The following is a 12,914-nucleotide window of genomic DNA, read 5'->3' as shown; positions in this document are numbered from 1 at the left end:
ACTAGATAATATTTCTACATCCCCCATATATTACAAACACTATAATCGGAATCTTCGGAACTCTTAATTGCCGTATCCCAGCTGTACACAAAATAATCAAATCTTGAAGGTAGATTTTCATAAAATCTAATATCTTCCATATTCAGTAACGATGACCTTTGTGCTATCGGTGCTTGTAAATATTGAGCATTATCATTATAGCTACCTATTTCCTGCTCTAATTTCATTAAACAATCAGGAGGTTCTTTAATAACTGTCTAATAACTTTACCACTAAGATATTGATATTCTTTATTCATTAATTTAAAGGCGTAATCTTGAATGCTAATCACCGGAATTTTTAAATGATGCCATGAATTGCTATTATTAAGTAGATAACCGGATAAATCATCCGTATGCAGACGCTGCATAACTCAAACTATCGCTCCCTTATTACGATTATTTAGTCTGCTAACAAAAGTTTGGCTCAAACCAATCTATAAACTTTCTTACGTATTTTATAAGAATGAATTTGCATGGGGTTATGAGGATCATCGATAATTAAGATATCACCGCTCTCACCTGTTGCCGATCCTCCAACCGATGTTACAAATCTAAAGCCATTAGCTGTCGTTAAAAACTTACTTTTTTGATTATGGGGTTTACTAAGGATAGTACTTGAAGTTCTTTATACCAATCAGAATTTAAAATGAACTGACAATCTAGTGAGTGTTTAATACTAAGTATTTGAGAATAGCTGGCAACCATAATCCTTTTGGTAGGATTAAAACCCCCAATAAATAAGCAGGCCAAGCAACGCTAACACAAATAGATTGTAGTCAGCTCCTTGGCGGTATATTAATTATTAAACGATTAATATCACCGCTTTACACGGCATTTAAATAATCGGTAATTATTCTTATATGCTTACTTGGATAATACTCCGCTCCAGAATTAATAGTATTAAATTAATTATAAAACTATAAAAATCCTGTCGTAAAATAGAATTTAAGAGTTCTTTAGAGTGGAGCATATTGTACCTACATAGTCATTGCGAGGAAAAATTGTAAGTTTTGACTAAGCAATCTCAGGCAAGATTCCTGAGATTGCCACGCTCCTTGAAATCGCTTGCAATGACCTTAAAACCTTATCATAAATTATCATTGCCATTAATCCCCTATAGTATATAATTTTGACAAATAATATATTTATCTATGAAATTACTAAAAATTATTTTTATCATTACTATATGCATTAATTTGCCTATATTCGCAGAAAATTTAGAGTCGGTTACTACAACCGAAGATATTGAAAATGACGTATTTATCCCTCTTGATGAAAATCATCCTATTTTAAATCCAAACGATAATATTAATGATAGTTCTGAGTTTAAAAATTATACAAATGGCAAAATTATTGCTCTAAATAACATTACTGCTACTTCTGAAGAGATAGATTTTAAAGTCGGGGAAGAAAAATATTTCGGTAATATAAAAATCAAATTGCACAAATGTATAAAAAACCTTGATCCATATAATGAAGATAATTATTTGTTGATGACCATAACGGAATATAAAATAGACGAAGATCCTAATTTACTCTTTCAAGGATGGATGATTTCTTCAAGCATTTCACTTTCAACGTTTGAACACCCAATCTACGAAATTTTTGCTAAAGATTGTTTTTAGATGCAATATTTAATTTCAAGTTTAATATTTTTAATTCCAAGCCTTGGGATGCTGGCGGGCTTATCCGCTGCAGCTACTGTTACAATTTTTTTGCTTATATCATTCCTGCAAGGTATTAATCGTCATTGCGAGCGACTGAAAGGAGCGTGGCAATCCAGTAACAATGTCATACCGTGGCTTGACCACGGTATCCAAAAAATAAAAAAAGACTGGATCCCACTACAAGCTCACGGGATGACAATGTTATTCACTGCTTGGTGCTTTATATCTTGTTTATTCGCAATTCATCTTATTAATAGCTTAGCTACTTTTACTCAAGTTTTTATACTCTTATTTCTTGGCTTTGCAGTTAGTAATTCTGCTCCTTTTCAAAATCGCTTACAGCTTAAAAAAGCCTTAATATTTGGAATTCTCACAGCAATATTATTATTCTTCATCGAATATTCTTCTAATGGATTTTTAACAAGAATATTCAAAACTAGTTTTGGCTTATATATGCTAGATCGTGGTTGTGCTTTACTTTCAATTACCGCTTGGGTAGCGATTATAATTTTACTTTCTAACGGTAAAAAACAACATACCTTAATGCTATATATATTAGTACTTTATTTACTAAGTATTTCCGATAGTTTAGCAAGTTTTTTAGGCTTCGGTATAGGAGGAGTAATATTTATTTTAACAAGATTTATGAAGCCGATATTTTTCAAATTAATCGCAATAAGTTTAATTACCGGCTCATTACTATTTCCTATGATAGCTAAACAAATAGAACCACAAGATTTATCTGAAAAATATTTAGCTACACAACCTTCCGCTGCTCATCGTTTATTTATTTGGCATTTCGTCGCAAACAAAATCATTGAAAAGCCGATTTTAGGCTATGGCTTAGCTTCTTCTAAATATATCGAAGCTGGTGATAGTGAAATGATCGATTACAACGGAGCAAAATGGCATCCTTTGCCGCTTCATCCTCATAATAATATATTACAAATTACTCTTGAACTCGGTATAATAGGTTTAATATTATTTTTATGCTTAGTTTATAAATATCTCAAACAAATTAGTAATCTCGAAAATAAAAATTTCAAGGCAATTTCCTATGCATGTTTTATAAATTACTATATTATCGGCATGATTTCATATAATATTTGGCAAATATGGTGGATATCAAGCGGTATTTGGGTACTAGTTTTAATGAAGCTACTAGTTAAACCTGATATTGTCATTGATAATTGATGCTATTTGAGGTAAATATAGAGTTAAGTGTCATTAAATCTACGTCATTGCAAACAGCCGTAGGCTGCGTGGCAATCTTATCAAATATCTTGGGATTGCTTCGTCGCATTACTGTGCAATTCTTCTCGCAATGACGGAACAATATAATAAAAAACATATGCTACAAAACTCAGAACTTTTACAAGAATATCTACCGATTGCCATATTTTTCGGTATTGCGGTATTGGTTTCCGGTTTAATAATGATTCTACCTAACCTATTATCGACAAAAAAATATAATAAAGATAAGCTAGAACCTTATGAGTGCGGTTTTGAGCCTTTTAGCGATGCAAGATCAAAATTTGACATATGTTTTTACTTAGTTGCTATTTTATTTATTATCTTTGATCTTGAAATTGCATTTTTAGTGCCTTGGGCTATTAGTCTTAATACGATAGGTCAAATAGGCTTTTTCTCAATGATGTTTTTCTTATTTGTACTTATTATCGGGTTCATATATGAATGGAAGAAAGGAGCTTTAGACTGGTAGTAATATGAAAAATAATTTTTATCAAGAAGACGAATTATTAAGTAATGAGCTTTCTAATAGAGGATTCTTACTCACTAAAGTTGATGACGTTATAGGCTGGGCGAGAGCTAATTCCTTATGGCCTATGACTTTTGGGCTTGCTTGTTGTGCTGTTGAGATGATGCAGGCAGCAGCAAGTAGATATGATATGGATCGCTTCGGTATGTTATTTAGACCAAGTCCAAGACAGTCCGACCTTATGATAGTTGCAGGAACGCTTACTAACAAAATGGCACCAGCTCTACGTAAAGTATATGATCAGATGGCTGAACCTAAATGGGTGCTTTCAATGGGTAGTTGTGCCAATGGCGGCGGCTATTACCACTTTTCCTATTCGGTAGTGCGTGGCTGTGATAGAATCGTACCAGTTGACGTATATGTCCCTGGCTGCCCTCCTACCGCCGAAGCATTAATTTACGGACTGATGCAGTTACAGAAAAAAATTAAACGCACTACAGGTTTTAAGTATGACGCTAGACAAACTCATTGAAAGATTTGCAGCTAAATCTAGCATTTTAATAACTCCGATCACGGTTAAAGATTACCTAGCTTATAAAATCGAGCCGAATTTTTTATTGCCGTTTTTAAAAGCTTTAAAAGAATCGGAAGAATTACGCTTCACTTTACTTACTGATTTATTTGGGGCTGATTTTCCTCAGAATAACGTAGTCAATTCAGTGGGGCTTGGCCACAAGGAGCAAGGCGCGAATCCTATAACTAATAGGAGAACGACGAGCGACAATGTAGGCGACAAATCAATTGACTATAAAAGGTTTGAAGTAGTATATAATTTATTAAGTTTAAAATTAAATAAGCGTCTTATAATAAAAGTATATATATCTGAAAAAGAAGCTATACCTTCAGCAATGAATATATTTAGTGCCGCTTGTTGGTATGAGCGTGAAGTTTATGATATGTACGGGGTAAATTTCGAGGGTAATGACGATAAAAGACGCATACTAACCGATTACGAATTTGAGGGGCATCCATTACGTAAAGATTTCCCGTTAACAGGCTATACACAAGTTAAATATGATGAGAAGCTAAAGAAAGTAGCTTATGAACCGGTCGATTTAGACATAGAATATCGTGAGTTTGATTTTAGCTCGCACTGGCATAGCCCGAGTTATGTATTGCCAGGTGATGAGAAGGCAACCAATGTCATTCCTGCGAAAGCAGGAATCCAGAAATAAAATGCATGTCATCCTGTGACTTGATCGCGGGATCCAGAAAAAATACAAAAGACTGGGCCCCGTGGTCAAGCGAACTAGGTGACAGTAGGAAAAATACTATGACTAACAACACCAAAACTATAACTCTAAACCTTGGTCCACAGCATCCGGCAACTCACGGAGTTTTAAGGTTAATCCTTGAGATGGACGGGGAAGTAGTCAATAATGCCGACCCTCATATTGGATTACTTCATCGTGGTACGGAAAAGCTTATTGAGCATAAAACATATTTGCAGGCTATACCATATTTTGATCGTCTTGATTATGTTTCACCGATGTGTCAGGAACATGCATTTGCTTTAGCTGTTGAGTCGTTATTAGAATGCGAAGTCCCACGAAGAGCTCAGTTTATCAGGGTACTATTCTCAGAGCTAACAAGAATTTTGAACCATACTTTGAATATTGGCAGCCAAGCTTTAGATATCGGTGCTACTACTCCTTTATTATGGCTCTTTGAAGAGCGAGAAAAGATCATGGAATTTTACGAGCATGTTTCCGGCTCTCGTATGCATTCAAACTACTTTAGACCGGGCGGGGTTGCAGCAGATTTACCCGAAGGTTTACTTGAGGATATAGATAAGTTTATAGAACAGTTTCCTCCTAAACTTCACGATATTGAAAGTCTACTAAATGAAAATAGATTATGGAAACAACGTTTAGTAGGTATCGGCGTTGCGTCTCAAAAAGAGGCAATGGACTGGGGGTTTTCAGGACCAATGCTTAGAGGTTCGGGTATAGCTTGGGATTTACGCAAGTCAAACCCTTATGACGTTTACGATGAAATGGACTTTAAAGTACCAATCGGCAAACACGGTGATTGTTACGACAGATATTTCGTTCGTATGCTTGAAATGTACGAATCAATCAAGATAATCAAGCAATGTATAGAAAAAATGCCGAAAGGTGCAATTAAAACCGATGATCCTAAATTAACACCACCGACAAGAGCCAAAATGAAAGAATCTATGGAAGCAATGATTCATCATTTTAAGCTCTATACGGAAGGATATGACGTCCCAGCCGGCGAGACCTATAAAGCCGTAGAAGCCCCTAAAGGCGAATTTGGTGTATATTTATACTCGCAAGGAGGTAATAGACCTTATAGATGTCGTATTAAAGCACCCGGCTTTGCTCATTTGCAAGGACTAGATTTTATGTCTAAAGGTCATTTAATGGCAGATGTTATTACTATTATTGCAACGCTTGATATAGTATTTGGTGAGATAGATAGGTAATATATTTGTCATGCCGTGGGCTTGTACTTGCGTTGCTCTGTCATTCCTGCGAAAACAGGAATCAATAAAATAAAACTAAAAAACAAAAAATATATTAGGTATATACATTATGCTCTAATAAGCATGGTACTTTATATATTGGTGTTACTAATAATATAATAAGTCGTGCTTATGAACATAAACAAAAAATAATAAAAGGTTTTACCTCAAAATATAATATTATAAAGCTTGTTTATACAAAAGAATTTACTGATATTCAAGAAGCACTTACAAGAAAAAAACTTGAAAAAATGGCAACGTAGTTGGAAAATAGAACTGATAGCAAAAACTAATCCTGAATGAACAGATTTAATTAAATAGTTCTACGGATTCCTGCTTGCGCAGAAATGACATAAAACTATACCGTACTAAAAATATATGAATACAAAAATTACAAATTTTACATTTGATAAGAAAAATTTAAATCTAGCAGAAGAGATTATAAAAAAATATCCACCGCATGGAAAAAGAAGTGCAATACTTCCGCTGCTTGATCTAGCACAACGTCAAAACGGCGGCTGGCTACCTGTTCCTGCTATCGAATATGTCGCAAATATGTTAGCAATGCCTTATATACGGGCTTATGAGGTTGCAACATTTTATACTATGTTTAACTTAAAGCAAGTTGGTAAATATCATATCCAAGTATGTACTACCACTCCTTGCTGGCTGCGTGGTAGTGATGATATAATGAAAATTTGCGAAAAGCAATTAGGTGTAAAACTCAAAGAAACTACTGAAGATCAAAAATTTACTTTAAGCGAGATAGAATGTTTGGGAGCATGCGTTAACGCTCCGGTCGTACAGATTAATGACGATTATTATGAAGATCTAACTCAAGAAAAAATGGGGAAAATAATAGACAAGCTTCAAAATGACTAGAATCGTATTATTATTACTTAGATTTTATCAATATTTCATTTCTCCACTACTTGGCAATAATTGTCGGTTTCACCCCACTTGTTCTGAATATGCCAAAGAAGCTATATCAATGCACGGTAGCATAAAAGGCTTGTGGTTTACCTTTAAAAGAATCATCAAATGTCAACCGTTTTGCGACGGCGGATATGATACAGTTCCAATCTCTATAAAAAATTCTAAACCACTTAATAAAAAAATATAAATTATGTTTATTGTAAACCTTAAATATACCTTAGGCCTAGATCTTTCTTCTATTGAAAATTTATTACGCAACATAGAAAATGTTTAGATACATGTTATGATAAAGGACATTTTATTAGGTCCTATACATCCAAGAATTGGCGGTATTATTTTCGCTAATATAGAAAAACTAAGTCAGCTTAAATATATATTAAGAGAAGATCCTTTTTATATAAATAATATAGCTGAATATGAAATTACTAACTTCGCTCCTACAAAATGGAATAAGAATTTAAATATTTTTTTTCAAAAACATGAATAAACTAATCCCTTTACCTCGTGAATTTTTTGCAAGAGATACTAATGTAGTAAGCACTGAGTTAATCGGTAAAACTCTTTATTTCCAAGGTAAAACAGCTATCATTACTGAAACTGAAAGCTATATAGGGCAGAATGACCCTGCTTGCCATGCAGCAAGAGGACGGACAAAAAGAACGGATATAATGTTTGGTCCTGCAGGCTTTAGCTATGTCTATTTAATTTACGGAATGTATTATTGTTTAAATTTCGTAACCGAAGCTAAAGGCTTCCCTGCTGCGACCTTAATAAGAGGCGTACATGTTATTTCGCCTGGAAATCTATACCTCAACGGTCCGGGTAAATTATGCAAATATTTAGGAATTAATATTTCTCATAATAAATGCGATCTCATAAATAACAACGAATTTTTTGTCGGCGATATCGGCTTAAAGCTACCCTACTCTACTACTGCTCGTATAGGTATTACTAAAGGCACGGATAAATTATGGCGTTATGTTGTTACAGATATCACTAATTTAATCTCTCAATATAATGTACAGCCTTAATAAGGTCATATTGATTTACGGCCAAAGGACCTCGAAAAGGTTTGTCTAATATAAATCATAACAAAAGCATTGATGATGAAGTGATACAAACTAAACCAACCGAAATCTTATGTAAATAAGCTTGGTGCCAAGCATACAGACAAAAATCAAATTAATAGCAGTCATTACATACAACTATCCAATATTGAATATTTAAGGAAAATAGGACATTTTCTGTTACACCTTACTGTATAAAGCTCTTTTATCTCCTCAATGATTTACCTGCTTAGTCAATAGCTGCATTTGCTCGCGTGCTTTATAAGCTTGTAGTCTCTTATTAATAGCTTGGATGGAACTAAGAGCTTCATGACCGATTTGCTGGCCGTCTTTCATTAATTGCCATTCACGCTGCATTACACCTTTGGTATAATTTTTAATATCTAGATAAATTGTAGGCCTCATTTCATGAGGAAGCCAACCTACACTATCTGCAAACCTCATCAACACTATAGATTCTGCTGCCCCCCTTCTTGTGCTTTATTAAAATTACCGAGTAAATAAATTAATACAAAACCGGTTGATACCGCATACATACTACCGACTACACCCGATAAAAACCCGCCCAAACTTCCAAGCGCTTCTTTTTGAAAATTATTAGGAATAATGTATTTTGTTAAATATAAACATCCCACACAAAAACTCATCAAAACAATATTAGGAACGGTATAGATAAAGTCAATTATATGATTACATAGGTATTATTAACCATGTCCTGCTGAATATTTATGTAATATACTAGAAATAAGAGTTTGATAAGGTAATCCCTCATAAGCAGCTTTTTGTTTTATTCTCATTAAACCACTACTAGAAATACGAATATTTATTCGAGTATCTTTTTTTAAATAATTAGCTGCTGCCACTTGTGATATATGTTTCTCTTGTTCAAAATTTTTAATTCTTTGCAATTCATCATTTTCAAAAGACTCCAGCAATGCGTTTTCTTCAGCATCTAGTATTATATTTGATATATTCTCTTGATTTCTCATTACTTTTCCTATTTTTAGATATTCCCGAGTAGCTTTGTGACGTGGAATAATAGTCTTTAAAAAATTGTTCCATCAACTTCACTAATAAAAGGCACTAAATAGGCGTATTCATTAAATTTAACTATATACATTTTTTGCTCTGAATATTTATTAGGATTTGGATGTTCTATTATATCCAATAAGCAATTACTTTCTATAACTGATATTATTTCTTCAAAACTTACCCTGCGCTCACTTATTAACTTATAATTTTTTTCAGCAGAAAAGCTATAATTACATTTCTTTGTCATCTTATGATATTAGTACAATGTATGCTTTATGCCAACACTACACTTCCATCTCTTCTAAGACCACTGTAGAATCAGCAAGTTTAGTAATTTTTTCAATTTTTAACCGAGCTTCTTTTAGTTTTTTCTCACAATGATTCTTAAGTAAAATACCTCTTTCAAAGCTATTAACTGCCGTCTCTAGACTCTCTTGTCCGTTATCTATTTTTTTAACAATTTCTTCAAGCTCTTTTAAAGCTTCTTCAAAGCTAATATTTGTTTCTAAAGTTTTAGTATTAGTCATTTATTTTTATTTTTAATGGTTATCTGTAGTAATTGTGTCTTCAGTTGTTTGGGGTATAAGTAATTTTTTTAGCTCACTACTATCAAAAGTTTTCTTAGGAGCCAAAATACTCCCTTGCATTTTTACATTAAGATGTGCCAAGCTATCTTTATCAGAACTTGTATTTGAGGTATTTAACTTAACAAGCCTTGCCGGCACGTAAAATGATAAAATACTAGATGCATCCATATCAAAATTATATATATTAACTGCAAAAGAGGCCGCACCGCTACTATATTGTGTTGCAAATTTTACTTTCTTTAAAAGGGCAATACCTTTTTGTAATTCAATATCACCGCTTATACCTCTAATATTTTCTTGTCCTGTGGTTATAGCACTATTTATATCTTGATCTAAATTTTGTACCTTATAATCAGCTGTATCAATTTTTTCTATAAAAGCATCAATTGCAAAATTATTAACATCTATATTGTTTATAGCAAATTGTGATTTTGTAGTAAGGTTATATAACTGGCTTTGAAGAGTGTTACCGTTAGTTCCTAAACTACCGCTTATACTTATTTTTCCGCCACTTGCAGTAAATATTTTAGGCATAAGAGCTGAAACTTTGTTTAAATCTATTGTATTTAAAGCATATACGAAATTTATAGCATAAGGTTCTAATAAAATATTTCCGTTACCTTGAAGCTTACCACCTAATAATTCTGCTTCAATATTATTAAATTGTAATAAATTATTATTATTTGCTACATAAAATTTAACATTTTTCAATATTAAATCATTTTGTAATAATGTCGACAATGTACCGGAAACTTGTAAGGTAGCTTTATCTAAACTATAATCATTTATTAATTTATTTCTTAAATTAAGCATTCCTGCCGGTGATAATAAATCAGTAGTAAGATTACCGTCCTTAATTTCTACGGTCAAAGACGGTAATACACTCGATGCATCTAAGTTCCAGCTAGTTGATAAATAGCTGTTAGCAGTTTTAAAATCTAAATTACTAATTTTTATATTAGCTGGTACGATTTTAGCAAGCAAATTCATTTTGTCAAATACATGATCGTTATACTTAACGCTATCTATCAGAATATCTAAATTAGCTAAATATCCTATTGTTCTAATAGGGATGAATTTACTTGGATAATCTAGAGCTTTCATATCTTTAGTTAAATTTTTTGTAAATTCGATAAGCGGCGAAATTATTGGATACGTTCTACTGCTTAAGTCAAGCGAAGATATATTAAGCGTAGCGTCTAAACGAGGTGTTTGAGCAATAAATTTACTAGAAAAATTTCCTGATAAATTTAAATTATCTGTTTTGAGTAATAAATTTTTAAAAAATAAATCTATTAAAGTGAGTTTTAAATCCGATGACAAGCTAAAAGGAATAGCTTCTTTAATAGTAACGTCGTTAAATCCTAAAATATTCAGTAACGAATTTATATCGTTGTGCTTTAAATATAGCTGTCCATCGAACATACTTCTAACGGTATTCTGTGTTACATTACCTGTAAGCTTAAATTCTCCACCTGATTTAATATTACCTGAAAATTCATTTATCTTTAAAGTACCCTTTGATAAGTTAGAAGAAAAGACTATTTTTTTTAGTTCTTCATTATTACTTAAAATTATTTCGTTAATTGCCACGTCTGCTTTAAGTAATTTATTGGCAAAAATAAATCTAATATTTGAAGAAGAAGTATTAAATGTTACCTCTGCATTTGGAGAAATTAACGAACTTAAATCTATTTTAGGAAAATCTAGTTTTACATTAGTAGTAATATTATCATTTTTAGCAATGTTAACAAATCCATGACCAATAATAAAAGGTGATGCTATTACTATGTCTTTTAGTTCTATTGCATCTTCATTATTTGAAATATTAAATTTAACGTTTACTGCCTCATGTTGATTAAATTTATTAAAAAGATGGTTTAAATCCGGTAATATATTATACATTACCGATGCTAAATTTTTAATCTGATATTCACCACTACCGCTAGTAAGCTTAGAATCTTTGTAAATTTGCGATAACTTAAAACCATAATCATTATTATCAATATTAAGACTAAAATCTACTATATCGTCACGTTTATTAATTGAACCTGAAATTTTACCTATATAGTTACTTGTCGTTTTAAATATGTAATTAGACGATAAAACATTTTCTTTTTTTAATATACAATTATTAAAATTTACAATAGAATAATCTTGTTTATTAATAATACTTAGATTAGTAACATTTAGATTTATATTTTGTAATTTATATTTAAAGAAATTCTTTATTAACTCTTCATGATTATAAATATTTAATACATTAGAATGTGAATAAAATTTAGCATCTAATATATCTATTTTATTAATTTTAGGATTAAATTTTATAAGCGACCACAACGAAAAATGAATTTTAATCTGTTCTAAATCTAACTTTCCTTCTTCTCTTATCGTCTCAATAACTAAATAGGACAAAGGAAATTTATGCATCTTTATTTTTCCGATATTTTCTTTCGCAATTCCTAAATGACTGGTAAAATTATTAGTAACCGAATTATAGTTAACAAACGATAATGCACCAAACATTATAAATAACAATAATGAAAAACAAATTATGACGCCGGCAGCTATTTTTTTTATCATGTCTGTAAAAAAGTTTTTAAATATATTATTATATATAATTATCAAAATTTAAAGGCCAATTAATGAATTCTTTAGAAAATTTAATTTTAGTCGGTGTAATAAAATCATGTCATGGAATTAAAGGTCATGTAATGTTAAAATCTTTTACCGACCCTGCTACAAAAATACTTGAAAGAAATTTAGTAAATGAGTCAGGAGCAAATATACATATTAAGCTAATTAGCCAAAATGCCAAAGGAAAATTAATTTGTACATTTAATGATATAGCTACTCGAAATGAAGCTGAACATTTAAAAGGTTATAAAATATTTTGCTTAAGAGCAAGTTTACCGGAACTAGAAGAAGATGAATTTTATATAGCAGATTTAACTCATTTACCGGTATTAAACCAAGATCATAAAGAAATAGGCAAAATTAAAAATATTCTTAACTTTGGTGCCGGTGACATAATTGAAATAGAATTTTCAGATCAAACAACCGAATTATTACCTTTCAATAAAGAATTTTTTCCTATTATAACTAAAGATTATGTGATTTTAAATTATCAAAGAGAAGCTTGAATAATTTACCGTAGTTTTCAATTTTTTATAGTACCCTACGATTCTTATTCACCTCTGTTTCATCCCGTGGCGTGACCACGGGATCCAGTTAAAAATACTAAATTTATTAGTATTTATTGTTTTTATGGCCCCCGTGGTCAAGCCACGGGGTGACACAGTGAGTTTTACCGGTC

General features: G+C 31.8%; 17 protein-coding genes and 2 pseudogenes. 12 read left to right on the top strand and 7 right to left on the bottom strand.

Annotation, left to right across the window (positions count from 1 at the left end; all coding sequences use genetic code 11):
* Positions 1–14: 14 nt before the first annotated feature.
* The gene (locus BG75_RS09670; protein ID WP_252903610.1) at positions 15–227 is read right to left on the bottom strand and encodes a hypothetical protein; all 213 of its coding nucleotides are present in this window, start codon (positions 225–227) and stop codon (positions 15–17) included.
* Entirely contained in the window at positions 227–409 is a 183-nt protein-coding gene (locus BG75_RS09665; RefSeq protein ID WP_252903609.1) for a hypothetical protein, read from the bottom strand. The genes BG75_RS09670 and BG75_RS09665 overlap by 1 nt, the downstream gene beginning before the upstream one ends.
* Before the next feature lie 783 nt (positions 410–1,192).
* Between BG75_RS09665 and BG75_RS03025 the strand changes: the two genes are divergently transcribed.
* From BG75_RS03025 to BG75_RS02980, 11 genes and pseudogenes are all read left to right on the top strand, one after another.
* Complete coding sequence (locus tag BG75_RS03025; protein WP_062811400.1) at positions 1,193–1,666, top strand: DUF2155 domain-containing protein; 474 nt, start codon at positions 1,193–1,195, stop codon at positions 1,664–1,666.
* Positions 1,667–2,902 carry an O-antigen ligase family protein gene (locus BG75_RS03020; RefSeq protein WP_062811399.1) on the top strand — a complete coding sequence of 412 codons (1,236 nt, stop codon included), beginning with the start codon at positions 1,667–1,669 and terminating at the stop codon, positions 2,900–2,902.
* Positions 2,903–3,059: 157 nt separating this feature from the next.
* Positions 3,060–3,431: an NADH-quinone oxidoreductase subunit A gene (locus tag BG75_RS03015; RefSeq protein WP_062811870.1), complete on the top strand. Its 372-nt coding sequence runs from the start codon at positions 3,060–3,062 to the stop codon at positions 3,429–3,431.
* Positions 3,432–3,435: 4 nt separating this feature from the next.
* Positions 3,436–3,960 carry a NuoB/complex I 20 kDa subunit family protein gene (locus BG75_RS03010; RefSeq protein ID WP_004995988.1) on the top strand — a complete coding sequence of 175 codons (525 nt, stop codon included), beginning with the start codon at positions 3,436–3,438 and terminating at the stop codon, positions 3,958–3,960.
* The gene (locus BG75_RS03005) at positions 3,938–4,663 is read left to right on the top strand and encodes an NADH-quinone oxidoreductase subunit C (protein WP_062811398.1); all 726 of its coding nucleotides are present in this window, start codon (positions 3,938–3,940) and stop codon (positions 4,661–4,663) included. Before BG75_RS03010 ends, BG75_RS03005 begins: the two co-directional genes overlap by 23 nt.
* Positions 4,664–4,761: 98 nt before the next feature.
* Complete coding sequence (nuoD, locus tag BG75_RS03000) at positions 4,762–5,937, top strand: NADH dehydrogenase (quinone) subunit D (protein ID WP_062811397.1); 1,176 nt, start codon at positions 4,762–4,764, stop codon at positions 5,935–5,937.
* Positions 5,938–6,074: 137 nt separating this feature from the next.
* Positions 6,075–6,279, top strand: a pseudogene (locus tag BG75_RS09660) (GIY-YIG nuclease family protein).
* A gap of 75 nt (positions 6,280–6,354) precedes the next feature.
* Positions 6,355–6,858, top strand: a complete 504-nt coding sequence (gene nuoE, locus BG75_RS02995; RefSeq protein WP_062811396.1) for an NADH-quinone oxidoreductase subunit NuoE — start codon at positions 6,355–6,357, stop codon at positions 6,856–6,858.
* The gene (gene yidD / locus BG75_RS02990) at positions 6,851–7,099 is read left to right on the top strand and encodes a membrane protein insertion efficiency factor YidD (RefSeq protein WP_062811395.1); all 249 of its coding nucleotides are present in this window, start codon (positions 6,851–6,853) and stop codon (positions 7,097–7,099) included. The genes nuoE and yidD overlap by 8 nt, the downstream gene beginning before the upstream one ends.
* Positions 7,100–7,195: 96 nt before the next feature.
* Positions 7,196–7,399, top strand: coding sequence for a hypothetical protein (locus tag BG75_RS02985; RefSeq protein WP_062811394.1), 204 nt, complete (start codon positions 7,196–7,198; stop codon positions 7,397–7,399).
* On the top strand, positions 7,392–7,943 hold the full coding sequence (locus tag BG75_RS02980) for a DNA-3-methyladenine glycosylase (protein ID WP_062811393.1): 552 nt from the start codon (positions 7,392–7,394) through the stop codon (positions 7,941–7,943). Before BG75_RS02985 ends, BG75_RS02980 begins: the two co-directional genes overlap by 8 nt.
* Here BG75_RS02980 and BG75_RS10560 read toward each other — a convergent pair.
* The 5 genes and pseudogenes from BG75_RS10560 to BG75_RS02955 form a co-directional block, all read right to left on the bottom strand.
* Positions 7,909–8,626, bottom strand: a pseudogene (locus BG75_RS10560) (hypothetical protein). The gene BG75_RS02980 and the pseudogene BG75_RS10560 sit on opposite strands and share 35 nt — an antisense overlap.
* 57 nt (positions 8,627–8,683) lie before the next feature.
* The gene (locus BG75_RS02970; protein WP_062811392.1) at positions 8,684–8,968 is read right to left on the bottom strand and encodes a CopG family antitoxin; all 285 of its coding nucleotides are present in this window, start codon (positions 8,966–8,968) and stop codon (positions 8,684–8,686) included.
* A 56-nt stretch (positions 8,969–9,024) separates the two neighbouring features.
* The gene (locus BG75_RS02965) at positions 9,025–9,258 is read right to left on the bottom strand and encodes a hypothetical protein (RefSeq protein WP_062811391.1); all 234 of its coding nucleotides are present in this window, start codon (positions 9,256–9,258) and stop codon (positions 9,025–9,027) included.
* Positions 9,259–9,295: 37 nt separating this feature from the next.
* On the bottom strand, positions 9,296–9,538 hold the full coding sequence (locus BG75_RS02960; RefSeq protein WP_062811390.1) for an exodeoxyribonuclease VII small subunit: 243 nt from the start codon (positions 9,536–9,538) through the stop codon (positions 9,296–9,298).
* 12 nt (positions 9,539–9,550) lie between these two features.
* Positions 9,551–12,181 carry an AsmA-like C-terminal region-containing protein gene (locus BG75_RS02955; protein WP_062811869.1) on the bottom strand — a complete coding sequence of 877 codons (2,631 nt, stop codon included), beginning with the start codon at positions 12,179–12,181 and terminating at the stop codon, positions 9,551–9,553.
* Between the two features lie 62 nt (positions 12,182–12,243).
* Here BG75_RS02955 and rimM point away from each other — a divergent pair, with 62 nt between their 5' ends.
* Positions 12,244–12,741 carry a ribosome maturation factor RimM gene (gene rimM, locus BG75_RS02950; RefSeq protein WP_062811389.1) on the top strand — a complete coding sequence of 166 codons (498 nt, stop codon included), beginning with the start codon at positions 12,244–12,246 and terminating at the stop codon, positions 12,739–12,741.
* Positions 12,742–12,914: the final 173 nt, after the last annotated feature.

Source organism: Rickettsia endosymbiont of Proechinophthirus fluctus, from assembly GCF_001602635.1.
Taxonomy (GTDB): domain Bacteria; phylum Pseudomonadota; class Alphaproteobacteria; order Rickettsiales; family Rickettsiaceae; genus Rickettsia; species Rickettsia rickettsii.
The sequence above is the reverse complement of the archived record's forward strand: the minus strand, read 5'-3'. Positions and strand labels throughout refer to the sequence as shown.

Coding starts and splice junctions, on each gene's coding strand:
- BG75_RS09670 (WP_252903610.1), bottom strand. CDS start 227: ATGAAATTAGAGCAGGAAATAGGTAGCTATAATGATAATGCTCAATAT.
- BG75_RS09665 (WP_252903609.1), bottom strand. CDS start 409: ATGCAGCGTCTGCATACGGATGATTTATCCGGTTATCTACTTAATAAT.
- BG75_RS03025 (WP_062811400.1), top strand. CDS start 1,193: ATGAAATTACTAAAAATTATTTTTATCATTACTATATGCATTAATTTG.
- BG75_RS03020 (WP_062811399.1), top strand. CDS start 1,667: ATGCAATATTTAATTTCAAGTTTAATATTTTTAATTCCAAGCCTTGGG.
- BG75_RS03015 (WP_062811870.1), top strand. CDS start 3,060: ATGCTACAAAACTCAGAACTTTTACAAGAATATCTACCGATTGCCATA.
- BG75_RS03010 (WP_004995988.1), top strand. CDS start 3,436: ATGAAAAATAATTTTTATCAAGAAGACGAATTATTAAGTAATGAGCTT.
- BG75_RS03005 (WP_062811398.1), top strand. CDS start 3,938: ATGACGCTAGACAAACTCATTGAAAGATTTGCAGCTAAATCTAGCATT.
- nuoD (WP_062811397.1), top strand. CDS start 4,762: ATGACTAACAACACCAAAACTATAACTCTAAACCTTGGTCCACAGCAT.
- nuoE (WP_062811396.1), top strand. CDS start 6,355: ATGAATACAAAAATTACAAATTTTACATTTGATAAGAAAAATTTAAAT.
- yidD (WP_062811395.1), top strand. CDS start 6,851: ATGACTAGAATCGTATTATTATTACTTAGATTTTATCAATATTTCATT.
- BG75_RS02985 (WP_062811394.1), top strand. CDS start 7,196: ATGATAAAGGACATTTTATTAGGTCCTATACATCCAAGAATTGGCGGT.
- BG75_RS02980 (WP_062811393.1), top strand. CDS start 7,392: ATGAATAAACTAATCCCTTTACCTCGTGAATTTTTTGCAAGAGATACT.
- BG75_RS02970 (WP_062811392.1), bottom strand. CDS start 8,968: ATGAGAAATCAAGAGAATATATCAAATATAATACTAGATGCTGAAGAA.
- BG75_RS02965 (WP_062811391.1), bottom strand. CDS start 9,258: ATGACAAAGAAATGTAATTATAGCTTTTCTGCTGAAAAAAATTATAAG.
- BG75_RS02960 (WP_062811390.1), bottom strand. CDS start 9,538: ATGACTAATACTAAAACTTTAGAAACAAATATTAGCTTTGAAGAAGCT.
- BG75_RS02955 (WP_062811869.1), bottom strand. CDS start 12,181: ATGATAAAAAAAATAGCTGCCGGCGTCATAATTTGTTTTTCATTATTG.
- rimM (WP_062811389.1), top strand. CDS start 12,244: ATGAATTCTTTAGAAAATTTAATTTTAGTCGGTGTAATAAAATCATGT.